We start from the raw sequence: 21,724 nt of genomic DNA, 5'->3' as shown, positions 1-21,724 counted from the left end.
TCAATCCCTGTCCTGCCCGGGTGTTCCGGGCCGGCAAGTTTTGAGCTGTTTTGTGATATCCAGGAGAAAAATTAATGCAACGACGTGAGTTTTCGCTTTCAGCCGCAACAGTTGCTGCCGCCTCATTGGGCGGCACGATGGCGTTTTCCACAGCCGCACAGGCCCAGGGCAAACCGCCGCAGGAAGGCAGTGACTACCTGGTGCTGGACAAACCCGCATCGACAGAAGCGCCTGCCGGCAAGATCGAGGTGGTCGAGTTCTTCTGGTACAGCTGCCCTCACTGCAATGCCTTTGAGCCGCAACTCGAAGCCTGGATCAAAAAAGCGCCCAAAGACCTCTATATCCGGCGCGCCCCGGTGTCGTTCCGGCCTGACTTTGAGCCGCAGCAGCGCCTGTATTACGTGCTGGAAAGCATGGGCAAGGTCGAGGAGCTGCACAAAAAGGTGTTTTACGCGATCCACGTTGAAAAACAGCCTCTGGCTACGGCCGACCAGGTAGCCGCCTGGGCGGAAAAGCAGGGCATCAACAAGGCCAAATTTGTCGAAGCCTACAACTCCTTCCCGGTGGTGACCAAGGTGCGCAAGGCCACGCAGTTGCAGGATATGTACAAGGTTGACGGCGTGCCGGCGATGGGCGTTGCCGGCCGTTATTACACCTCCGGCTCCCTGGCCCAGACCATGGAGCGCGCCCTGGTGGTGACGGATTACCTGATTGGCCTGGCACGCAAAGGCAAATAAAGCCGCCACGGCCAACTCTCCAGATGGCCTTGAGACAAACCCGCCCTGATCCGGCGGGTTTTTTATTTGCAAAGCCCGGCATCGGGTCCTGAATAAGCGGCTTTCGCCAGCTTGGGTGGCTACAATCAAGCCAACCTTCACGCAGCAAGATTCGTGCCTTTATGAAATACCCCACCTATTTAATGGCTGTCGCCGCGGCCGTCATTGCGCTGGCCGTGTTCCCGGCCGCCGCTGAGCAGGCCGACCGGGACATGCCGATGAACGCCGAGTCCGACGCCTTGCGGTACGACGACCTGAAACAAACCAGCGTGTTTACCGGCAACGTGGTCATTACCAAGGGTACAACCATCATTCGCGGCGAACGGGTTGACGTCACCCAGGACCCGGAGGGCTACCAGAAGGCCATCGTGATCGCCGCCCCGGGCAAGCTGGCTTTTTACCGCAAAAAGCGCGACGGGCTGGACGAGTTCATCGAAGGCGAGTCCGAACGCATCGAGTACGACAGCCGGCCCGATGTCGTCAAATTCATCCGCAACGCCGTGCTGCGCCGTTACAACGGCGCCGTGCTGGCGGATGAGTCCACCGGCTCCCAGATCAATTACGACAACGTCACGGATGTGTTCACGGTTGATGGCGGCCCGCAAAACCGCTCCGCCACCAACCCCAGCGGCCGTGTCCGCGCCCTGCTGTCGCCGCGCAGCAAGGCTTCTGCAGCCGGCGGCACCGCAACGCCTGCTCCTCCGGCCGCCGGGCCATCGCCCAGCCTGCGCCCCAGCCCGGCGCTGGGCTCCGAGAAGAATTAAGGCCGCCATGGAATTGCGTACTTCGAACGCTGAAACAGAACAGTTTGTGGTGGATGCGGCGGCGTCGGCGCCCGGCGAGCCGCCCAGCCGCCTGATCGCCACCGGCCTGCAAAAGTCATACGGCAGCCGCAAGGTGGTGAAGGATGTGTCGCTGGCCGTGCAAAGCGGTGAGGTCGTGGGCTTGCTGGGCCCCAATGGCGCGGGCAAGACCACTTCGTTTTACATGATCGTCGGCCTGGTTCGCGCCGATGCAGGCGAGATCACGATTGACGGCAACTCGGTGGAGCACATGCCGATTCACCGCCGCGCGCGCCTGGGCCTGAGTTATCTGCCGCAGGAAGCCTCGATTTTTCGCAAGCTCTCGGTGCAGGACAACGTGCGTGCCGTGCTGGAGCTGCAGCATGACAGTGCGGGCAAACCACTGGGCCAGGCCGACATCGAGCAGCGCCTTGACGCGCTGCTCAAGGACTTGCGGGTCGACCATTTGCGCGACTCGCCGGCGCTGGCCCTGTCCGGCGGTGAGCGCCGCCGGGTCGAGATCGCGCGGGCGCTGGCGACCCAGCCGCGCTTTATCCTGCTGGACGAGCCTTTTGCGGGCATCGACCCGATTGCGGTGATCGAGATCCAGCGCATCATCGGTTTCCTGAAGTCGCGCGGCATAGGCGTGCTCATCACCGACCACAACGTCCGCGAGACGCTGGGCATTTGCGACCACGCCTTCATCATCAGTGATGGGCATGTGCTGGCCAAAGGCACGCCTTCGGAGATCGTCAACAACGCCGATGTGCGCCGTGTCTATCTCGGTGAGCATTTCAGGATGTAATGACTCCCCCCCGTTGTCGCTCACTTCGTGTAGCTCCCTCCCCCCTCAGGGGGCTGCGCCTGCGGCCCGGCAAAGCCGGTTCCGCGGCCCATGCTTGTGAATTAGCTCCCTTCCGTGGCGCGCTCACTTCGTCCTACCGTGGGCGCCCGGAACTGTCGTGAAACAGGGTCTTTCGCTACGCGTCTCGCAGCATCTGGCGCTGACGCCGCAGTTGCAGCAGTCGATCCGCCTGCTGCAGCTCTCCACGCTTGAGCTGAGCCAGGAAGTCGAGCAGATGCTCGATGAAAACCCTTTCCTGGAAGTCACGGAGGAAGCCGCGCCGCGTGAAGAGTTTGGCCTGGACCACACCAACACGCCGGTCAGCCAGGACAACCAGGAGTTTGAGTCTGCTATGGAATCGATAGCTGGTGGTGCGCATGAAACGGCGGCCACAAGCCAGAACGACTCCGAAACCACGGCCGAGATCAGCTCCGAGGCCAAACTGGAGGAAAGCTGGGACGGTGACGGCAGCGTGGAGTCCGCGCCTGACGACAGCGAATGGGGCGGCGATGCATTGCCGCGCAAGAGCAATTCCGACGACAGCGATGCCGAGGCCTCGGACCTGGCGCACGGCCATGAGTCGCTGCAGGACCACCTGCACCGGCAGGCCCTTGGCCTGCGGCTGTCGGAAGACGATCGTGCGGCGCTGCATTTCCTGATCGAGTCGCTCAACGATGACGGCTATCTTGAAGACAGCCTGGCTTCGCTGGCCAGCGGTCTTGCGGGCGACGACCTCGAACAGGCCGAAGAGCTGGAGCAGCATTTCGCCATGGCGCTGAACCTCCTGCACCACATGGAGCCTGCCGGCGTAGGCGCGCGCAACCTGGCCGAGTGCCTGGGCCTGCAACTGCTTGACTGCAAGGATGGCGACGAAACCCGGGCCGCGATGGCCATGTGCCGGCAGCCGATGGAGCTGCTGGCCAAGCGCGACGTGAAGCGCCTGTCGCAGCTGTGCGGTTTTCCCGATACGGTCATCAAGGGCGCGATCGCCCTGATTGGCAGGCTGGATCCCAAGCCCGGGCGCCGTTTTGTGAATGTCGAGCGAAACCTTGTCGTGCCTGACGTCATCGTGGTCAAGTCCGGCCGGGGCTTCAAGGTCACGCTCAACGGCGACGTCATGCCGCGCCTGCGCGTGCACGACATTTACGCGAATGCGCTGAAGCAGCACAAGGGCCAGAACGGCCAGGCACTGCAGCAGCGCCTGCAGGAAGCACGCTGGTTCATCAAGAACATCCAGCAGCGTTTTGACACCATACTGCGCGTCAGCACTGCCATCGTCGAGCGGCAAAAGAACTTTTTCACGCACGGCGAGCTGGCCATGCGCCCGCTGGTGCTGCGCGAGATCGCCGACGAGCTGGGCCTGCACGAGTCCACCATCTCGCGCGTGACGACGGCCAAATACATGAGCACGCCCTTCGGCACCTTTGAGCTCAAGTATTTCTTTGGCTCAGCCCTGGGCACCGAGACCGGCGGCAATGCCTCCAGCACGGCGGTGCGTGCGCTGATCAAGCAGTTCGTCACATCCGAGAGCAGCAACAAACCGCTCAGCGACAACCAGATTTCCGAAATGCTCAAGGAGCAGGGCATCGAATGCGCCCGCCGCACCGTGGCCAAATACCGCGAAGCCCTGCGCATTGCACCTGCCAGCCTGCGCAAATCCCTGTGAATATGGCCCCCACGTTCGCGCACTGCGTGTCGCTCTCTGCACCTTGCAGGCCGCCGCTCGCCAGAGGCTTCGCTTCTGTCGCCTGTCCAAACCTGCTCAAGCAGGTTTGGAGCCGCAGGCTCCAGCCCCGAGGGGGCCGCTGCGCCTGCGGTCTGGCCAAGCCAGTCCCGCGGCCCCTGTTTGAAAAGAGTATGGTTTGATACGCCCCAAGGGCAACCCATAATTTATGAATCAACTTCAATTATTTTTGCCCTGCGCCGCCGGCGTCGAGGCCTTGCTGGCCAGCGAAGTCCAGCGTGTCACCGGCATCCAGGGCAAAGCCTGGCGCGCCGGCGTGCAACTGCAAGGCTCATGGCGCGACGCCTTGCAGCTCAACCTGCACAGCCGCCTGGCGCAGCGTGTGCTGATCGAGCTGCAGCACAACCAGTACCGCAGCGAGCAGGACCTGTACAACGCGGCAGCCAATGTTGCCTGGGAAATCTGGTTCACGCCGAAGCAGACCTTCAAGGTCGAGATCACCGCGCAGCACAGCCCGCTGACCAGCCTGAACTTTGCGGCGCTCAAGATCAAGGACGCGATTGCCGACCGCTTTCGCACCAAGTTCGATGTGCGTCCCGATGTGGACACGCGCTGGCCCGATGTTCGCGTTTATGTGCACCTGACCACCGACACCGTCACCATCTACATAGACACCTCGGGTGAGCCGCTGTTCAAGCGCGGCTGGCGCGAGGACAAGGGCGACGCCCCGCTGAAAGAAACCCTGGCCGCCGCCATGATCGCCGCCAGCGGCTGGGACCAGTTGTGCAAGGACGGCGTGCCGCTGTATGACCCGTGCTGCGGCTCCGGCACGATTGCGATAGAGGCCGCGCAGATCGCCTGCAACATCGCGCCGGGTATCAACCGCCGGTTTGCCTTCCAGAAGTATTTGCCCTTCCAGCCCCACGTCTGGGAAGGCCTGCTCGACCAGGCCGAGGCCGCGATTACCGAGCCCACCGCCCCGGTGTTCGGCAGCGATGTGTCTTTCCGTATGGTGGACTTTGCCGAACGCAATGCCGAGCGCGCGGGCGTGGCCAAGGCCGTGCAGTTCCGCGGCGGTGACGCATTGCAGCGCATGCCGCCTGCGCCGACGGGCGTGATGCTGGTGAACCCGCCTTATGGCGAGCGTATCGATGTGGCCGGTGTTGCCGGCGTATCGGGTACAGAAGGCGCCCAGCGCCGCTCGCAGTTCCAGGGGCAAGCCATCGACGAGTTCGGCCAGCCGGTCAACCAGGATGAGGCCGGCCACGAACCCCGGCGTGACCGCAATGCGAATCCGGCACGCGAGCAGGCCGTGACGGAAAGCGGCGAAGAGGCTTCCAACTTCTTCCCGCAACTTGCCGCGCACTGGAAGAAAAACTATGCCGGCTGGACCGCCCATGTTCTCACGCCGGACCTCAAGCTGCCCGGCAAGATGCGCCTGAAGGAGTCGCGCCGCGTGCCGATGTGGAATGGCCCTATCGAATGCCGCCTTTTCCGCTTTGACATGGTGGCCGGCTCTGCCCGCACCAGGCCGCCGCGTGAAGCCTGAACCCATCATCCTGGACACCAACATCGTCCTTGACGTGTTTGTGTTCAACGACACCGCGGCCCAGCCGCTCAGGCAATCGCTGCTTGACGGCAAACTCGACTGGCTGGCGACACAGCCCATGCGGGACGAACTGGCCCGCGTGCTGGCCTATCCGCAAATCGTGCCGCGCCTGGCCTTTTACGCGATCAGCGCCGGCGACGTGCTGGCCGGGTTTGACCGGCACGCGCGCCTTGTTGACGTCGCCGCCAAGGCCGGCGTCACCTGCAGCGACCCGGACGACCAGAAGTTCATTGACCTGGCCGTGGCGCACAAGGCCTTGCTGCTGAGCAAGGACAGGGCCGTTATTTCAATGTCAAAAAGGCTTGTGGCTCTTGGGGTACGCGCGCAGGAAGCTATGTAATTTGTAGCATCCAAAGGCCGGAAATACCTTGATGCTTTCGGCGGCTGCACGCCTCATCTGCCGTTGCGAGCCAGTTCGTCGGCGTTCAGCAAATGGCGGGTTTCGCCTGCTGCGAATCGATTGATATTGTCGAACGCGATGCCGAAATATGATTCGTAATTCGTACGCTCCACAAAGCCGATGTGAGGGGTCGCCAGTACTTTGGGGTGGCGCAGCAATGGATGGTGAATATCGAGCACCGGCTCGTTCTCGAACACATCCAGGGCCGCGAAGCCTGGTCGACCTGCGTTTAATGCTTGCAGCAATGCCCCCGGCGCCAGCAGTTCGGCCCGCGCGGTATTGACGAACAAGGCATCGGCCTTCATGGTCAACAAGTCGCCGGCGCAGATGCCACCCTCCGTCTGCGGCGTAAGCCGAAGATGCAGGCTCAACACGTCGCTACAGGCCAGGAACTCCGCCCGGGATGGCGCCGCCCCGTAGCCATCGGCCTGGGCCCTGGCCCGGCTGCCTTCGCTGCCCCAGACCCAAACGGCCATGTCAAAAGCCCGGCCGTAGGCCGCGATCTGGCGGCCTACACGGCCATAACCCCAGATGCCAAGTCGTTGCCCGCGCAACTGCTGGCCCAGAAATCCCTGCCAGCGCCCACTGCGCAGCGAGTCGACTTCCTCCACCAAACGGCGCCGGCTGGCCAGGATCAGTGCCCAACACAACTCCGCCGTCGGTGCCCCCGTACCGTGGCCATCCGCAACGGCAATGCCGCGTTCACTGCACGCCTGCAGGTCCAGATTGCCGGGAAGTGATCCTGCCGCACTGATCAGGCGCAGGCGCGGCAGGCGATCAAGCAAGGCCGCATTCACCGCCGTGCGTTCGCGCGTGAGAACCAGGGCATCAGCCGATGCCAGGCAGTGGACCAGTGCCTCGGTCCCGTGCAAGGGCTTCTGGTGTACCGTGACCTCATGGCCCGAGAGCCGGGCAAATGCATCAAGCTGGTGGACGCAGTTTTGATAGTCATCCAGTATCACAATGTTCATGTTTGTTTTCTTCCTTGAAGGGGACAATACCCTGTACTTGCCGTCAATTCGACCTGCGCCCAGGCAGCGAGGTCCTGTTTATCAAGCGGCGTTCAAATGCTACGTAGAATAAATAGCCCGCTCAACCATCAAACCATTTCACTACCTTGGATTCATTTCATGCAATGCAGGTATTTGTTCGTGTGGTGCAGCACGGCAGCCTTTCGTCAGCAGCCCGGCAGCTGGATACTTCGCCGGCATCGGTGTCGCGGCAGATAAAGGCGCTTGAGGACACACTGGGTGCGCGCCTGCTCAACCGTACCAGCCGCAAACTGACACTGACCGAGGCGGGTGAAACTTACTTTCACCACGCCGAACAAATCCTTCATCAATTCGACGAAGCGCATCACAGCGTTTCACAGCTGCAGCACTCGCCACGTGGCACCTTGCGGGTGCACTCGCGTATTCTTGTCGGGCAATTGTTCCTTGTACCGGCGATTACGAAATTCCTGTTGACACACTCCGAGATCAAGATTGATCTGATGTTGTCGAACCATTCTGTTGACCTGGTCGAGCAGAACATAGACGTTGATATCCGCATCGGAAAACTCAGCGATTCGTCGTTGATCGCCCGACAACTGGCCGTTAGCGAACGCATCGTTTGCGCAGCTCCGGCATACCTGCAAAGCCATCCGCCCATCCAGGGGCCACACGACCTGGTCCATCACAACTGCCTGACCTACCGCTTGAACATGGGCAGCGTTGAATGGCGCTTTCTCGATCCGCAAGGCCAGACCACCGACGTGGCAGTCAGTGGTTCACTGCGCACCGACTACGGACCGGCATTGCGTGACGCCACGCTGGCCGGCCTGGGCCTGTCACTGATGCCCGACTGGTCCGTGCGCGAGGATATCCGCCGTGGCGACCTGGTGCGTCTCTTTCCTGCCTATAAGGTCTGTTTCCTGGAATTCGAAAACGGTGTTTATGCGCTTTACCAGCGCAGCCGTCACACCTCGGCCAAAGTCCGCTTGTTCGTCGATCACCTGATCCAGACATTTGAACCAAAGCCAGGCGGCTGAAGCCGGGGTAGCTGCTCTGGCTCCTTTCAATCTATCGTTATTCGCGCCGACTCAATGATGGAGCGGTAGCGCTGGATATCACCATCCAGAACCCTGGCAAACTCGGACGGGCTCAGCCCCTGCGGCACGTTGCCCTGATCCATCATTCTGGATCTTACGGCCGGGCTATCAAGCGAGCCCTTGAGAACACGGTAGAGTTTGTCGACGACAGCTTGAGGTGTTTTGGCCGGTGCGAAGATACCCAGCCAATACACTGCGGAAAAATCCTTCAGGCCGCTTTCCATCACAGTCGGGATCTCCGGCATGAGGCCTGAACGCTCCGGGCTGGTCACTGCAATGGCGCGCAGCTTGCCGGCTTCAACCAGCGAGCGCGATCCCCCGAAAGTGTCGAACACCAGTTGCACCTCGTTGCCAACCAGCCCGGCGATGGACGGTCCGCCACCCTTGTAGGGCACATGCACCATGTCGATTCCCGCGGCCTTCTTGAACAACTCGCCAATCAAATGCCCCGAGGAGCCCTGCCCGGCCGATCCGAAGTTCACCTTGCCCGGGTGGGCCCTGGCATAGGCAATCAGCTCGCCGACATTGCGTACCGGCAGCGTTGGGTTCACGACCATCAGGTACGGGCCGGTCACCGCCAGGGACACGGGTACCAGGTCCCGTTTGATATCGTAGGAGGCATTCTTTTTCAGTGTCGGGTCGGTGGATATGACCGAGGTGTGGAGCAGCAGTGTGTAGCCGTCGGGCGCCGCGCGGACAACCGCTTCGGTGCCGATAGCACCCGCCGCGCCAGGCCTGTTGTCCACAACCACGGGCTGACCCAGCCGAGTGCCGATATCGGCCGCGAGCAGGCGCGCAGCCGGATCAGTGGAGCCACCAGGCGGGTAGGGGACGACCAACTTGATGGGCCGATCCGGGTAGCTCGCGCCGCTGCCCTGCTGGGCAGCCACCTGGGAGACGGTCAAGATGGTGGTGAGCGCCATCAGTACGCTGATCCATGCGGCAGTTTTGATTTTCATGCTGTACCCCTTGTCGTGATGGTCATTCGACCTTGACGCCTGATGCTTCGATGATGCGTTTCCATTTTTCGCGCTCGCTGTTCACCTGACGCACGATTTCGTCGGGCGTACTGGGGGCTACGAGGACACCCATCTCCAGCAGGCGCTGGCGCAGTACCGGTGCGCCAAGTACGACGTTGACCTCCCGGTTGAGCTGCGCAACTATTTCCGGCGGCGTGCCGCCACGCACCGCCAGGTAGTTCATGGGCGCGGCATCAAAACCTGCAAAAGTCTCAGCCAGCGTTGGCACATCGGGAAGGCTGGGCGAACGCTGGACATGACCCACGGCGATGGCGCGCAACTGGCCTGATTTGATCAAGGGCAGGAATGCGGCGATGCTGTCCAGGCTCAGCTGGACGTTGCCCGCCACCAGGTCCTGAATTGCCGCGCCCGTGCCCTTGTAGGGTACATGCACGATCTCTATGCCGGCAACGCGTTTGAGATATTCGCCCGCCAGATGACCGCCCGAGCCGATGCCCGGACTTGCAAAGCTGAGTTTTCCGGGATTGGCCTTGGCATAGGCCACCAGCTCTGCAACATTTTTTACCGGCAGCCTGGGATTGACGACCAGGACGTTGACAAAGACACCAAGACGGGCAACCGGCAGCAGGTCTTTGACCGGGTCGTAGGGCAACTTGGCCATCAAAAAGGGGTTGGTAATCTGTGGCCCTGGTGATGTGTGCAGCATGTTCAGGCCGTCCGGGGCCGACCTCGCCACATAGTCCGCGCCTATGGTCGCATTGGCCCCGGGCTTGTTTTCCACAATGACAGGTTGCCCCAGACGCTGCGAAAGCGGCTCGGCAATCAAGCGCGCCATCACGTCGGAGCCTCCGCCTGCGGCGAAAGGCACGACAAAATGCACGGGCCGGTTGGGATAGGTCTGGGCCTGCGCGAGGCAGGTGGCCGCCAGGCTGGCAATAGCCAGGGCGCGATGCCAACAGGCAAAGGGTCGTGTCATGGTCATGTCTCCAAATCGTGTTCTTGTGATGCAGACCGTATCAGTTCCCATGCGTGCCAAAAAGGCATGAATGCGAGAAGCACCTTTGCAGTTTGTGCAATCAAGCGTTTCCGTGTGTTTAGTCAAATCGCCTGACAGGCGAGGATTTCCCCGGTCGCAACCCGTGACGGACATCTTTACGATTTATGCACAGTTGCTACTCAGGCACGGTGCTTGTTCTTGCAGTGGTGCGAACTTATAACTGATGACTTCACAACACACATCAGGAGCATCATGGCTGTTGGCCGCTACACCACAGATCTCGAAAAAGGCGACGTGCTGGGTCCCATCGAGTATTCGATGAGCAAGTTTGTCGTGCGCGAGTACTGCCATGCAAACGAATTGCATCAACAGTGTTATCAGGGCGCGCAGCCGCAATTTGCGCCGCCCACGCTGGTGCACCTGGACAAACTCAAACTCTACAAGGCGGCCTGCCCGGCTGGTACTGGCCCTACCGCCCGCATCCATTACCAGTACGACGCCACCATCCACGAGCCTATCCCGGTGGGTGTGCCGCTTCGCATCACCGGAACAGTGGTGGACCGCTATGAGAAACGCGATCGCACCTATGTGTTGATGGAAATCGACATGCGCGCAGCCGCCGACAACCGGCCGCTGGTCACCTACCGCGACACCATCATCGTGTCGTACAGCGACCGTCAAGGCAGCAGGAAAGGGGAATGAACATGACAGACATTGCACACTACCAGGTTGGAACGGAATTTCGTCTGGCGCCTCGCCCCATGACCCGGGAGCGTATGCGCTGGTACGTGGACATCCAGGAAACGGTGCAGGTTGATGACGGCCGTATCCACACGCAGCCGCCCACCATCCACGATGACGAGGCCTACGCCCGCAAACAGGGGCTGCCCGGCATCATCTCTGACGGCATGATCACCACCAACTGGATTCATGGCCTGCTGATAGACATGTTCGGTCCGGCCGCTGCAGCGAAGGGCCGGCTGCGCACCAAGTACATCGCACCCATTTACGAGGATCAGGTCGTCATCACCTGCGTGCGTATCGTCAGCGCACTGGAAAAAGACGGGAAAGAAACAGCTTACTCGCTGGATGTCTGGTGTGAGGACGATCAGGGAAAAAAACTCACCGTGGGTGACGCCCTGGTGCATCAGCGCCACAACTGACATATTAAGCCCGGGACAACTTCATGTGGAATGTACTCAACGGCGTGCGCATCCTCGATCTCTCGCGAGTGTTTGCAGGACCTGCCGCAACGCAGGTTCTGGGCGACCTCGGCGCAGACGTGGTCAAGGTCGAGGAACCAGGAAAAGGCGATGAGGCGCGCGGCTTCGGTGTTACGAAGGAGATGGTGGAAAGCGGCATCACCGTCAGCCCTTCCTTTGTTGCGCTTAACCGCAACAAACGGAGTGTCGCGATCAACCTCGCGTCGGAGGCTGGCCAGCGCGCCATACGCAGCATGGTGCGCGAATGCGACGTGGTTGTGAACAACTTCAGGCCGGGCACCATGGAAAAATACGGCCTGGGCTACGAAGACCTGCGGGCAGAGCGGGCCGACATCGTCTATTGCCAGTTTTCGGCCTACGGTAACGTCGGGCCGCTTGCCAACTTTGGTGCCAATGACGTTGCGCTGCAGGCGCACAGCGGCCTGATGAGCATCACCGGTGAAGCCGACCGGTCGCCCGTGCGCTGCGGTACTTCCGTCATCGACCTGCATGCAAGCCTGGCTCTGGTCATTGCCATCATGGCCGCGCTCATGCACCGTGAGCGTACAGGCGAGGGGCAGATGGTCGAAAGTTCGCTGCTCCGCAGCTCTGCCCACCTGATGAATTATTTCTACGGGGAGTACTGGGTAACGGGCGCGATCCGCAAGCCCATGGGTACGGCAAACCATCTCAGCGTGCCCAACCAGGTTTTCCCGACCGCCGACGGCAGCGTGGTGATCATTGCGCCCGGCGATGACATGTGGCGACGCTGCGCCACTGCGCTGGATGCCCAGGCACTGGACCGGCCGGAATGGCGCGGCATGCTGGACCGCCAGCGCCACCGCGCCGACCTGATCCAGGCCATGACCGCTGTAACGCTTCGCCTGGGCAGTGCCGAGTTGATTGATCGCCTGGCGCCGGCCAAGGTCAATGTGGCAAGGGTAAACAACCTGGGGCAGGCGGCCGACCACCCACAACTTGCCGCCATAGGTGCCATCACCAGCTTCGAAATGGACGGCCGCGAGGTCAAGGCTGTCGCTTCACCTTTTGATCTTTGCGGCATCCCTCCAGCTCCCAACCGCCCACCTCCGCTGCTCGCCGCCCACACCGATGAAGTGCTGCGCGAGTTGGGCATCGGGGATAGCGATATTGAAATGCTACGTGCGCAAGGTGCATTCAGTCAACCCAGGACGACCACTTCAGGAGATTCAAGATGAGCAATGTTCATGTAGCGGTCAAGGACCATGTGGCCACCGTCACGATGAACCGCACGCCTGTCAATGCCATTGGCCTCGATATGCGGCAGGAGCTGATACGCGTGTTCGACGCCATGCCCGACCGCGACGATGTGCGCGCAGTGGTCCTCACCGGCGCAGGGAAATTTTTTAGCGCTGGCGCAGACATCAAGGAGCGCACGCGGCTTACCGGCGAGCCTGGTGAATATAGCGTCCTCAATCGTCTGGCGCGGGAGATGTTTTACGCCGTCCTTGAATGCCCCAAGCCCGTGGTTGCCGCGGTCAACGGGACGGCGCTGGGGGCGGGCATGGCCCTGGCGCTGTGCTGCGACATTCTGGTGGCTAGCGAAGACGCTGTATTCGGCATGCCCGAAATCGACGTTGGACTGGCTGGCGGCGTCAAATACCTGCAACGCCATTTCACGCCATCCAAGGCTCGCCGGCTCTTGCTGACGGGGCAGCGTATCCCGGCCGCCGAGTTGTACCGGCTGGGGGTTCTGGAAGCTTGCGTGAGTCCTGAAAAAGTGATGGACGAAGCCATGGCCATTGCGCATGCGATCGCGTCCAAGAGTCCGCTGTCAATCCGGATGCTCAAAGACTCGTTCAATATGGTTGAAAACCTTTCACTGAGGGACGGTTACCGCCTTGAGCAGAATGTGACCAGGGCCATGAGCAAGACGGCCGACGCCCAGGAAGCCCAGCGCGCTTTTGTCGAGAAACGCAAGCCGGTGTTCACTGGTACTTAAGGAAAAAACATGCGACTGATAAACACCACTGCGGTGATCACCGGTGCCGGTTCTGGCTACGGTGCAGCCCTGGTACGGCGCTTCGCCGCCGAAGGTGCGCGCGTGGCCTGTGTTGACATCCACCTGGACAGCGCGCAACGGGTGGCCGAAGAACTCAAGAGCGGGGGGGGCGAAGCGTTGGCACTGCCCTGCGATGTCGCTGACAGTGCCTCGGTGGGCAGGATGGTCGCTGCAGTGCGGGAGCACTGGGGTGGGTTTAATGCATTGGTCAACAATGCTGCATTGACCCAAAAGCCGGCGCGAATTGCAAAGACCAGCGAAGAAGACCTGGACCGCCTGCTGGCCGTCAATATCAAAAGCCTCTACCACATGGCGGTGCATGCCCTGCCGGTGATGCGCCAGGGCGGCGGGGGCAATGTGATAAATATCGCTTCCGTCACAGGCATACGCCCACGACCGGGTATGACCTGGTACAACGCGACCAAGTCTGCGATGATTTCCATCACGCAGTCCATGGCCGCAGAACTGGCAACAGACCGCATCCGTGTCAATGCCATCGCTCCCGCCGCCGGACTCACTCCCATGTTCGAGTCCATGTTTGGCGAGAGCCTCGAGTCGGGGATTGAGCAGGTTCTGAAAACCATACCGCTGGGGCGCCTGTGCCAGCCTGAGGACATCGCCAGCGCGGCGGTCTACCTGGCATCGGAAGAGGCCTCATTTGTGACGGGGGTGGTACTCCCCGTTGATGGTGGACGCCTTGTAGGCTGAACATTCGAAAATTGAATTGGTAGCAGGGGATCAAAGTTTCGGGTGTTGGCCAGTCCTCGCGAATGACATTGTTCGACAGTATCAGCGTACCAGGCAATGCGCATGACTTGATGGTTTTGATGCGATTGCCCCGTGTGATGCTTGACGTGGATCAAGATGCCGCAAACCTCAGCGGGTAAGCTGAGAGGCTTTGCTACAGAGGTTTCAGGGGGCTGTGAAAGAGTGCCTTGAAGCGCCTCGCCATCTGCTCCACTCAATGCCCGTCCATCCCCTTGACCCGATTCCGCACCGAAAAATCATCCGTTCATGGCTGGCGCCCGTGAGTCGCAAAAACACGGCCTGGGCTTTAAGCCTGGTGGGGCTGGACCTGATTCTTTTCACGGCAATGCTTGCCGGCGCAGTGCTGTTGCCGCACCCCGTGCTGCAGCTGCTGGCCGGAGCCCTTGCCGGTCTGGTGATCGGCCGGCTTTTTATTCTGGGCCATGACGCATGCCACCAGAGCTTCACGCGACATCGGCGGCTCAACCGCTGGCTGGGGCGGCTGGTGTTCATGCCTTCGCTGACGCCCTACAGCCTTTGGGATGTGGGCCACAATGTCGTGCATCACGGGTACACCAATCTCAGGGCGTTTGACTTTGTCTGGCAGCCGCTGTCTCTTGAAGACTACCGGAACCTGCCTGCCTGGCGCCAGTTGTGCGAGCGCGTTTACCGCAGCGGCTGGGCGCCGGGGCTGTATTACGCGCTTGAGATCTGGTGGAAGCGGATGTACTTTCCGTCAAGGCAAATCATGCCCACACGCCGCAGCATTTTCACGGCCGATTGTGTGCTGGTGACAGCTGTGGCGATCGCGTGGATTCTGGCGCTGGTGTATGCCGCATCCGCCACAGGCCAGTCGCTGCCCTGGCTTTTATTGACCGCTTTTGTGCTGCCGCTTTTTGTCTGGAATGCCCTGATAGGTTTTGTCGTTTACGTTCATCACACCCATGCCAGCGTGGCCTGGTACGACAAAAAGGCGGACTGGTCGGCCGCCAGTCCGTTTGTGTCCACCACGGTGCACCTGACCTTTGGTGCAGGTCTGGGCACGGCCCTGCACCACATCATGGAGCACACGGCGCACCATGTCGACATGGGTGTGCCGCTGTACCGCCTCAAGCGGGCGCAAGCGCTGCTGGAAGAAAAACTGCCGGGCCGTATCGTGGTCCAGCCGTTTTCATGGGCCTGGTATTTCCGGACGGCACGGCAATGCAAGCTTTACGATTTTGAGCGGCAATGCTGGACGGACTTCGCCGGCCGTCAGGCGGGCTGACCCGCAAGTCCGGGTACTTCGGCGGAGGGATCGCCAGGGCGGGCCGGCGAGAGGCCTTGTACCTGGATGGCAGCACTGTTGGCCCGGAAGCTGTGCGCGCTCGCCAGCGGCCAGTAGTAGCGAAACACATTGTTCTGCTGATCCAGGGGGCCCAGCAGTGCGCCGGGCTCGACCTGCATGATCAGGTTGCTGAGCAGCCGCACCTCGGTGTCGGTCAGGCGCCGCACGATGTGGTGTGCGTTGACTTCCTGCGGATGCGTCAGCCCGGCGGCCTGCACCAGTTCCTGCAGCGCATGCAAGGTGCTGCGGTGGAAGTTGCGTACGCGTTCGGCCTTGTCTGGCACCACCAGCGCCTGCTGGCGCACCGGGTCCTGTGTGGTCACGCCGGTCGGGCATTTGCCGGTGTGGCAGCTCTGCGCCTGTATGCAGCCCAGCGCCATCATGAAGCCGCGCCCGGCATTGCACCAGTCCGCGCCCAGCGCCATCAGGCGCACCAGGTCGAAGGCGCTGACAACCTTGCCGGCTGCGCCTATGGAGATACGGTTGCGCAGGTTCACGCCTATCAGCGTGTTGTGTACCAGCAGCAAACCCTCCTGCAGCGGTGCGCCTACGTGGTCGCTGAATTCGACCGGCGCCGCGCCGGTGCCGCCTTCCGCGCCGTCAACCACGATGAAGTCCGGCGTGATGCCGGTTTCCAGCATGGCCTTGACTATTGCAAACCATTCCCAGGGATGGCCTATGCAGAACTTGAAGCCGGTGGGTTTGCCGCCCGAGAGTTTGCGCAGGCGGGCGATGAAATGCATCATCTCCACCGGGGTTGAAAAGGCGCTGTGGCTGGACGGCGAGATGCAGTCCTGGCCCTCGGGGATACCGCGCGCGGCGGCGATTTCAGCGGTGACCTTGGGCCCGGGCAGTATGCCGCCGTGGCCTGGTTTGGCGCCCTGGCTCATCTTGATCTCTATCAGCTTGACCTGTGGGTCGCGCGCGTTGGCGCTGAAACGCTCTTCGCTAAAGCTGCCGTCTTCATTGCGGCAACCAAAATAACCTGAACCGATCTCCCAGATCAGGTCGCCGCCGTACACACGGTGGTGTTCGGATATCGAGCCTTCCCCCGTGTCATGCGCAAAGCCGCCGAGTTTGGCGCCCTTGTTCAGCGCCAGGATGGCGTTGGCCGAGAGCGAACCAAAGCTCAGCGCCGAGATATTAAAAACACTGCCGTGGTAGGGCTGGGTGCAGGGCTCCCTAGAGGCCGAGGGTTGCTCCGGCGTGCCGCCTATCCAGATGCGGAAGTCGTGCGACGGCAGTTTGGTCGGCGACATCGAATGGTTGACCCATTCGTATCCTTGCGCGCCCACATCCAGGTGCGTGCCAAAGGGCTGGTTGTCGGGGTCGCCCTTGGCGCGCTGGTAGACCAGCGAACGCTGGGCACGCGAAAACGGCGTGGCCTCGCTGTCGCTTTCGATGAAGTACTGGCGCATCTCCGGCCGTATGAACTCCAGCAGGAAACGCATGTGCCCTATCACCGGGTAGTTGCGCAGTATCGCGTGGCGCGTTTGCCGCAGGTCGTGGACGCCGACCCCGACCAGCGCCGCGCAGGCGATAAGGGCGATCCAGCCGACGCCGAAAAAAGTCAGGCTGAACAGCGCCAGCAGGGCGCCAAACGCGCAAAGCGCCATAAAGCTGTAACGCACGGGGAACTGGGCATCAAGTCGCTGGAACATGGCTATGCCTTCTTTTCTTGTTGCGGGGGTCAAACAGGGCTGCCGGCAGGCGGCAGATACACTTGTGCATCATAAGAGCGCCCTGTGGCGCTCAGCCCCATACGCCCATGAAACCCGTTGCCCCCGCCCCTTCCCCCGATACATTCCTTGACGTCGAAGCCTTCGACGAACTGGACGCCATTCTTGACGACCTGCGCACCCGCTACGACGAAACGCCGCAGTGGGAGTTTTGCGAAGGCTTCATGGCCGCCGTGATCTGTTCGCGCCGCCCGATTGCCGAAGACGAATACCTGTCCGTGCTGCTGGCCACGCCGGCTCCCGGCGAAGACGCCGACCCCGAAGGCGGCTCTTTCGCCAGCTCTGAACAGCGCGAGCGTTTCCTCACGCTGTGGAAGCAGCGCTGGAGTGAAGTCGAAACCGCGCTGGATTCCGAGGTGGACTCGCTGGAAGACGACAACTGCTACCACCCCGAGGTGATGGACATACGCGGCGCGGTGGCCGACATGCCGGCTGAAGAGCAGGCCGCCTTCAAGGGCGAAGACCTGCCCGCGTTTGCGCAGGTGTGGGCGTTGGGTTTCATGTTTGCGGTCGAGAGCTGGCCCGACGAATGGGCCGCGCCGCGCGACAAGGATGCCGCCAAATGGCTGGACGGCGCGCTGGAGGCCGTGGTCGCCATGACCGAAGACGACAGTGCCGCGCCTGAAGTCTCACCCCTGAATGAAGAAGGCGCGCCCAGCACCAGCATTGCCCGGCTCAATGCCTTTGGCGAGGCGATCTGGGCGGTGTATGACCTGCGGGAATTGTGGAAGACCATGGGGCCCAAGGTGGAGACGGTTCGCGCCGAGGTCACACCGGGGCGCAATGACCTTTGCCCTTGCGGTAGCGGGAAGAAATACAAGAAGTGTCATGGGGCTGGGTGATGCGAGCAGGTCCGGCCTGGCTAGCGTAGGAGCTTGCCAAGGCACTTTTTGATTGAGCGCCATCTACTCAACGAGCAGGCCGGGTCTCGCCCCGGCGGGCGAGTTACCTTTCTTTGTCTCGCCAAAGAAACCTAACGGAAAGAAAGGCGACCCGCAGTCTGGGTCCCTTCACTTCGTTACGGGCACCTTGCGCTGCTCGGAGTGGACGGAAATTTCAGAAACTTGTCTGCTGCGCAGCCTTCGGACATCTGAAATTTTTAATCCGTCCCCTCCTGCGCTGCTCAGCCCAGCCAGGACGGGTTTGGAGCAAGAAATCGGGATCGGGGAGCAGAACGCGCATGCGCGTTCTGCGTATTCGGTTGCCCGCTAAGGCTTTTCCGGCTTGTGTGCCGTGACCGGCGTGATGCGGTAAACGCAGCGGCGCGCGCCGGCGATCAGGTGCTCTTCGCGGCGTAGCGCGCCGCCCGGGCCTGCGACCTCGCGAAAGACGTCCAGCTCGGAGCGGCAAAAGCCCTGGCAGCTTTCTGCCGCCGCGCAGATCGGGCAGTGGTCTTCGACCAGCAACCAGTCGCCACCGTCGCGTTCCAGCCGTGCCATATAACCTTCCTCGTCGCGCAACTCGGCGAGTTTGCGCAGGCGCGGCTCCAGTTCGGTGAGGTCTTCGCAGGCTTGCAGGTAGGCGCTGCGGGAGGCGTTCTCGCGCTGGCTTATCAGGCGGTCCAGGCCGGCTTCGCCAAAGACTTCACGTACTGTGGTGATCAGCGAGCGCGTGAGTTCGGCGTGTCGGTCGGGGAAATGCGCGTGGCCGGCTGCGGTCAGCACCCAGGCCTGGCTGGGGCGGCCTGCGCCTGTGTGGGTGGCCTGCGCTTCGGTGGTGCCGCGCACCAGTCCGGCCTCCACCAGCTTGTTTACCTGCTGGCGCGCCCCTTCTGTTGTGGTTTGCAGGGCGCTGGCCAGCTCGGCCGTCGAGGTCGGGCCGCGGCTTTTCAGCAGCAGCAGGATGCGGTCGGCGGTGGAATGGGGTGCCATATTAAGCAAGAGTTTACTTGCTTAATTCGGGTGCGTCGAGTATTATCCAAGTAATTACTTTTGTATTTGGTTGCTTCAGGCGGCCAGCCATTGATTGCATCCATGACCCAGCTTTCCACCACCGTCCCCGCCGACTCGTCCAGCCTGCCCCAGGAGGCGCAGCTTTCACCCACCGCTTCCTGGGGCGAGCTGCTATCGGGCCGCAATGCCTGGCGGGCGGTGGCGGTTACCGGCGGGGTGGCCTTGCATGCCATCAATGTGCATATCGTGACCACGGTGCTGCCTTCCGTGGTGCAGGACATAGGCGGTGTCGCCTGGTATGCCTGGAACACCACCCTGTTTGTGGTGGCCTCCATCCTGGGCGCCACCTTGTCGGCGCGCCTGCTGCAGGGGCTGGGGCCGCGCCGCGGTTACCTGGCGGCACTGGCGCTGTTTGTCTTCGGCAGCATGGTTTGCGCGCTGGCGCCCAGCATGGCCTGGATGCTGGCCGGGCGCACGGTGCAGGGCCTGGGCGGCGGCGTGTTGGCTGCCTTCAGTTATGCGCTGATTCGCTATATGTTTGATCCCCGGCTGTGGCCGCGCGCGGTGGCGCTGGTCTCGGGCATGTGGGGCGTGGCGACCTTGTGCGGGCCGGCCGTCGGCGGCGTGTTTGCGCAGCTGGGCCATTGGCGCTGGGCTTTCTGGGCGCTGCTGCCCGTGGCGTTGGTGCAGGCGCTGATCGTCTACGCGCAAATGCCGGCGCATGCCGGTGACAGCGACGACGCCGGCAAGGCGCCGCCCGCGGCCTTGCCGCTGACCCAGATTGTTTTATTGATTACTTCCGCGCTGTGTATTGCCATGGCCAGCCTGTTCAGCACGCCGCTGGCGCAGGTGGCGGTTGTTGTTGTCGGCCTGGCGCTGGGTTGGGCGGTGGCGCGGGTGGACCGGCATGCAAGCGTGCGGCTGTTGCCGACCGGGGCTTATGCACTGTTCACGCCGCTGGGTGCGATTTATGCCAGCGTGGCGCTGCTGCTGATAGGCACGACCACCGAGATTTTTGTGCCTTATTTCCTGCAGCACCTGCACGGTTTTTCGCCACTGGCGGCGGGTTATTTGACTGCCGCCATGGCCGGCGGCTGGAGCGCAGCATCGCTGCTGTCCTCGGGCCGCACCGGCGCTGGCGCCGAGCGCATGTTGCGGCTGGGGCCGGTGGTGGGCACCTTGTCCCTGGCTGTGCTGGCGCTGCTGATGCCGGTGGCGCGCATGGAGCCTGTGTTGCAGACGATCTGCATGGGGCTGGCGCTGGCGGGTGCGGGTTTTGGCGTGGGTGCCGGCTGGCCGCATTTGCTGACACGTGTGTTGTCGCTGGCAAAACCCGGTGAGGAAAACCTGGCTTCAACTTCCATCACCACGGTGCAGCTTTACGGCATGGCGGTTGGTGCGGCGGTGGCGGGGCTGGTGGCCAATGCGGCCGGCCTGACGCAACCGGGTGGCAATGCCGGGGCGCAATCGGCTGCGGTCTGGCTGTTTGCCAGCTTTGCCGTGGCGCCCGCGCTGGCGGCGTTGCTGGCGCGCCGCATTGTGGGCAAGCGGGGTTGAGCCATGAGCGCGTCATCGCCCGGGCGCGGCACCGATCCAGCCGCACTGGAGCGCCTTCTGGCTGCCGGCCGCGACAGCGCGTTGCTGCGCATGGGGCTGGCGCTGGCTTACCACCGGCGTGAGGACTACGAAGCCGCACGTTTGCATGTGACGCAGGCGCTGGTTTTTGATCCGGACTTTGCGGCGGCCGGCCGCCTGAAAGGCCTGATCGCGCTGGCTTGCGGCGATACGGTGGGGGCTGAAGCGGCGTTTACCGGTGCGCTGGCGGTGGCGCAGCGGCGTGGTGACTACCAGCTGGCCAAGGAGCTGGTTGTGCGGCTGCGGCGGCTGCAGGCGCCACAGCATGAAGTGCCCGGCGATCTGTCCTGAATACTGCGCCTGAATGCTATCGTTTGTATAGCTGCTTGCGCGCATTCTGATTGGGTGTCGAGCACTTTTGATACTCAAAAAGCCTTGAAAATGCCCGAAAAAACGCTGTCAGAACGCTTTCAGGCGCTCCTGAAGGCCAAAAAACCGGATTTTTAAAGCCAGATCAGGCTCTGGCCGCCATCATATGCGCGCCGCTAGCTATTAATTTAATAGCGGAATCAGGATGGATAAACCGGCTCGCAACGCACATCGGTCCTGACCGAGTTGGCGATAAAACAGGCGTCGTGTGCCTCATGGTGCAGCTTGTCCAGCTCATCGCGTGTGGGCCGGCGCTCGCCCGAGAAAGTCGCCTTGGGCCGCAGCGTGACGGCGGTCATGGCCATTTTCCCGTCTGCGTTCTTTTCCATGATGCCGCTGGCCGCGTCGATGTAACGGTCCACGCAGAATTTGCGTTTGGCGGCAATCGACAAAAACCACAGCATGTGGCAGCTGGAGAGCGAGGCGACAAAGGCTTCCTCCGGGTCCAGCGCGTACGCGTCCGAGTACGGCAGCGGCACCACATGCGGCGATGAGGAGCCCGGTACTTCCAGTCCACCGTCAAAACGCAGCAGGTGGCGGCGGCTGTAGCGGTTGGCCAGAAAGTCCCCGTCGCCCAGGGTCCATGAAACTTCAGCGGTATAGGTGGACAT

Annotated in this window: 22 protein-coding genes; 16 read left to right on the top strand and 6 right to left on the bottom strand. The window is 62.0% G+C overall.

Annotated features, from left to right (window positions below; translation table 11 throughout):
* The first annotated feature begins 74 nt into the window (after nt 1-74).
* From ACFQND_RS09320 to ACFQND_RS09295, 6 genes are all read left to right on the top strand, one after another.
* A complete protein-coding gene (locus ACFQND_RS09320; protein ID WP_371439093.1) occupies nt 75-737 on the top strand; it encodes a thiol:disulfide interchange protein DsbA/DsbL in 663 nt (220 codons plus the stop codon).
* 161 nt (nt 738-898) lie between these two features.
* Nucleotides 899-1,540 (top strand): lipopolysaccharide transport periplasmic protein LptA, encoded by a 642-nt coding sequence (gene lptA / locus ACFQND_RS09315; protein WP_371439092.1) that lies wholly within the window; start codon nt 899-901, stop codon nt 1,538-1,540.
* Between the two features lie 7 nt (nt 1,541-1,547).
* The gene (gene lptB / locus ACFQND_RS09310; RefSeq protein ID WP_371439091.1) at nt 1,548-2,363 is read left to right on the top strand and encodes an LPS export ABC transporter ATP-binding protein; all 816 of its coding nucleotides are present in this window, start codon (nt 1,548-1,550) and stop codon (nt 2,361-2,363) included.
* Nucleotides 2,364-2,520: 157 nt separating this feature from the next.
* A complete protein-coding gene (locus ACFQND_RS09305; RefSeq protein WP_371439090.1) occupies nt 2,521-4,068 on the top strand; it encodes an RNA polymerase factor sigma-54 in 1,548 nt (515 codons plus the stop codon).
* A 226-nt stretch (nt 4,069-4,294) separates the two neighbouring features.
* The gene (locus ACFQND_RS09300) at nt 4,295-5,635 is read left to right on the top strand and encodes a THUMP domain-containing class I SAM-dependent RNA methyltransferase (protein WP_371439089.1); all 1,341 of its coding nucleotides are present in this window, start codon (nt 4,295-4,297) and stop codon (nt 5,633-5,635) included.
* Entirely contained in the window at nt 5,625-6,035 is a 411-nt protein-coding gene (locus ACFQND_RS09295) for a putative toxin-antitoxin system toxin component, PIN family (protein WP_371439088.1), read from the top strand. Before ACFQND_RS09300 ends, ACFQND_RS09295 begins: the two co-directional genes overlap by 11 nt.
* A 53-nt stretch (nt 6,036-6,088) precedes the next feature.
* Here ACFQND_RS09295 and ACFQND_RS09290 read toward each other — a convergent pair whose 3' ends face one another.
* Nucleotides 6,089-7,066, bottom strand: a complete 978-nt coding sequence (locus tag ACFQND_RS09290; protein ID WP_371439087.1) for a D-2-hydroxyacid dehydrogenase family protein — start codon at nt 7,064-7,066, stop codon at nt 6,089-6,091.
* 164 nt (nt 7,067-7,230) lie between these two features.
* Between ACFQND_RS09290 and ACFQND_RS09285 the strand changes: the two genes are divergently transcribed.
* Entirely contained in the window at nt 7,231-8,124 is an 894-nt protein-coding gene (locus ACFQND_RS09285; protein WP_371439086.1) for a LysR family transcriptional regulator, read from the top strand.
* A 26-nt stretch (nt 8,125-8,150) separates the two neighbouring features.
* On the opposite strand, the gene ACFQND_RS09280 is transcribed toward ACFQND_RS09285, so the two are convergent.
* A complete protein-coding gene (locus ACFQND_RS09280; protein WP_371439085.1) occupies nt 8,151-9,143 on the bottom strand; it encodes a Bug family tripartite tricarboxylate transporter substrate binding protein in 993 nt (330 codons plus the stop codon).
* Between the two features lie 22 nt (nt 9,144-9,165).
* Nucleotides 9,166-10,140, bottom strand: coding sequence for a Bug family tripartite tricarboxylate transporter substrate binding protein (locus ACFQND_RS09275; RefSeq protein ID WP_371439084.1), 975 nt, complete (start codon nt 10,138-10,140; stop codon nt 9,166-9,168).
* 273 nt (nt 10,141-10,413) lie between these two features.
* Here ACFQND_RS09275 and ACFQND_RS09270 point away from each other — a divergent pair, with 273 nt between their 5' ends.
* From ACFQND_RS09270 to ACFQND_RS09245, 6 genes are all read left to right on the top strand, one after another.
* Nucleotides 10,414-10,863 carry a hypothetical protein gene (locus tag ACFQND_RS09270; RefSeq protein WP_371439083.1) on the top strand — a complete coding sequence of 150 codons (450 nt, stop codon included), beginning with the start codon at nt 10,414-10,416 and terminating at the stop codon, nt 10,861-10,863.
* A gap of 2 nt (nt 10,864-10,865) precedes the next feature.
* Complete coding sequence (locus ACFQND_RS09265; protein WP_377413199.1) at nt 10,866-11,324, top strand: MaoC family dehydratase; 459 nt, start codon at nt 10,866-10,868, stop codon at nt 11,322-11,324.
* A gap of 23 nt (nt 11,325-11,347) precedes the next feature.
* Nucleotides 11,348-12,580: a CaiB/BaiF CoA transferase family protein gene (locus tag ACFQND_RS09260; RefSeq protein WP_371439081.1), complete on the top strand. Its 1,233-nt coding sequence runs from the start codon at nt 11,348-11,350 to the stop codon at nt 12,578-12,580.
* Nucleotides 12,577-13,344, top strand: coding sequence for an enoyl-CoA hydratase/isomerase family protein (locus ACFQND_RS09255; RefSeq protein WP_377413196.1), 768 nt, complete (start codon nt 12,577-12,579; stop codon nt 13,342-13,344). Before ACFQND_RS09260 ends, ACFQND_RS09255 begins: the two co-directional genes overlap by 4 nt.
* 9 nt (nt 13,345-13,353) lie before the next feature.
* Complete coding sequence (locus tag ACFQND_RS09250; protein ID WP_371439079.1) at nt 13,354-14,112, top strand: SDR family oxidoreductase; 759 nt, start codon at nt 13,354-13,356, stop codon at nt 14,110-14,112.
* A 256-nt stretch (nt 14,113-14,368) separates the two neighbouring features.
* Nucleotides 14,369-15,418, top strand: a complete 1,050-nt coding sequence (locus ACFQND_RS09245; RefSeq protein ID WP_371439078.1) for a fatty acid desaturase — start codon at nt 14,369-14,371, stop codon at nt 15,416-15,418.
* On the opposite strand, the gene ACFQND_RS09240 is transcribed toward ACFQND_RS09245, so the two are convergent.
* On the bottom strand, nt 15,406-17,139 hold the full coding sequence (locus tag ACFQND_RS09240; protein ID WP_371439077.1) for an FMN-binding glutamate synthase family protein: 1,734 nt from the start codon (nt 17,137-17,139) through the stop codon (nt 15,406-15,408). The two genes, ACFQND_RS09245 and ACFQND_RS09240, sit on opposite strands and share 13 nt — an antisense overlap.
* Before the next feature lie 107 nt (nt 17,140-17,246).
* Here ACFQND_RS09240 and ACFQND_RS09235 point away from each other — a divergent pair, with 107 nt between their 5' ends.
* Complete coding sequence (locus ACFQND_RS09235; protein ID WP_371439076.1) at nt 17,247-18,059, top strand: UPF0149 family protein; 813 nt, start codon at nt 17,247-17,249, stop codon at nt 18,057-18,059.
* Between the two features lie 366 nt (nt 18,060-18,425).
* Here the strand turns inward: ACFQND_RS09235 and ACFQND_RS09230 are convergent, their stop codons facing one another.
* A complete protein-coding gene (locus ACFQND_RS09230) occupies nt 18,426-19,088 on the bottom strand; it encodes a helix-turn-helix transcriptional regulator (protein WP_371439075.1) in 663 nt (220 codons plus the stop codon).
* A gap of 102 nt (nt 19,089-19,190) precedes the next feature.
* On the opposite strand from ACFQND_RS09230, the gene ACFQND_RS09225 reads away from it, so the two are divergent.
* Complete coding sequence (locus ACFQND_RS09225; RefSeq protein WP_371439074.1) at nt 19,191-20,666, top strand: MFS transporter; 1,476 nt, start codon at nt 19,191-19,193, stop codon at nt 20,664-20,666.
* A gap of 3 nt (nt 20,667-20,669) precedes the next feature.
* Nucleotides 20,670-21,035: a tetratricopeptide repeat protein gene (locus ACFQND_RS09220; protein WP_371439073.1), complete on the top strand. Its 366-nt coding sequence runs from the start codon at nt 20,670-20,672 to the stop codon at nt 21,033-21,035.
* A 218-nt stretch (nt 21,036-21,253) separates the two neighbouring features.
* Here the strand turns inward: ACFQND_RS09220 and ACFQND_RS09215 are convergent, their stop codons facing one another.
* Nucleotides 21,254-21,724, bottom strand: coding sequence for an OsmC family protein (locus ACFQND_RS09215; protein WP_371439072.1), 471 nt, complete (start codon nt 21,722-21,724; stop codon nt 21,254-21,256).

The organism is Polaromonas aquatica, from assembly GCF_042659145.1.
Classification (GTDB): Bacteria; Pseudomonadota; Gammaproteobacteria; order Burkholderiales; family Burkholderiaceae_C; genus Polaromonas; species Polaromonas aquatica.
This window is presented reverse-complemented; position numbering and strand designations above follow the sequence as displayed.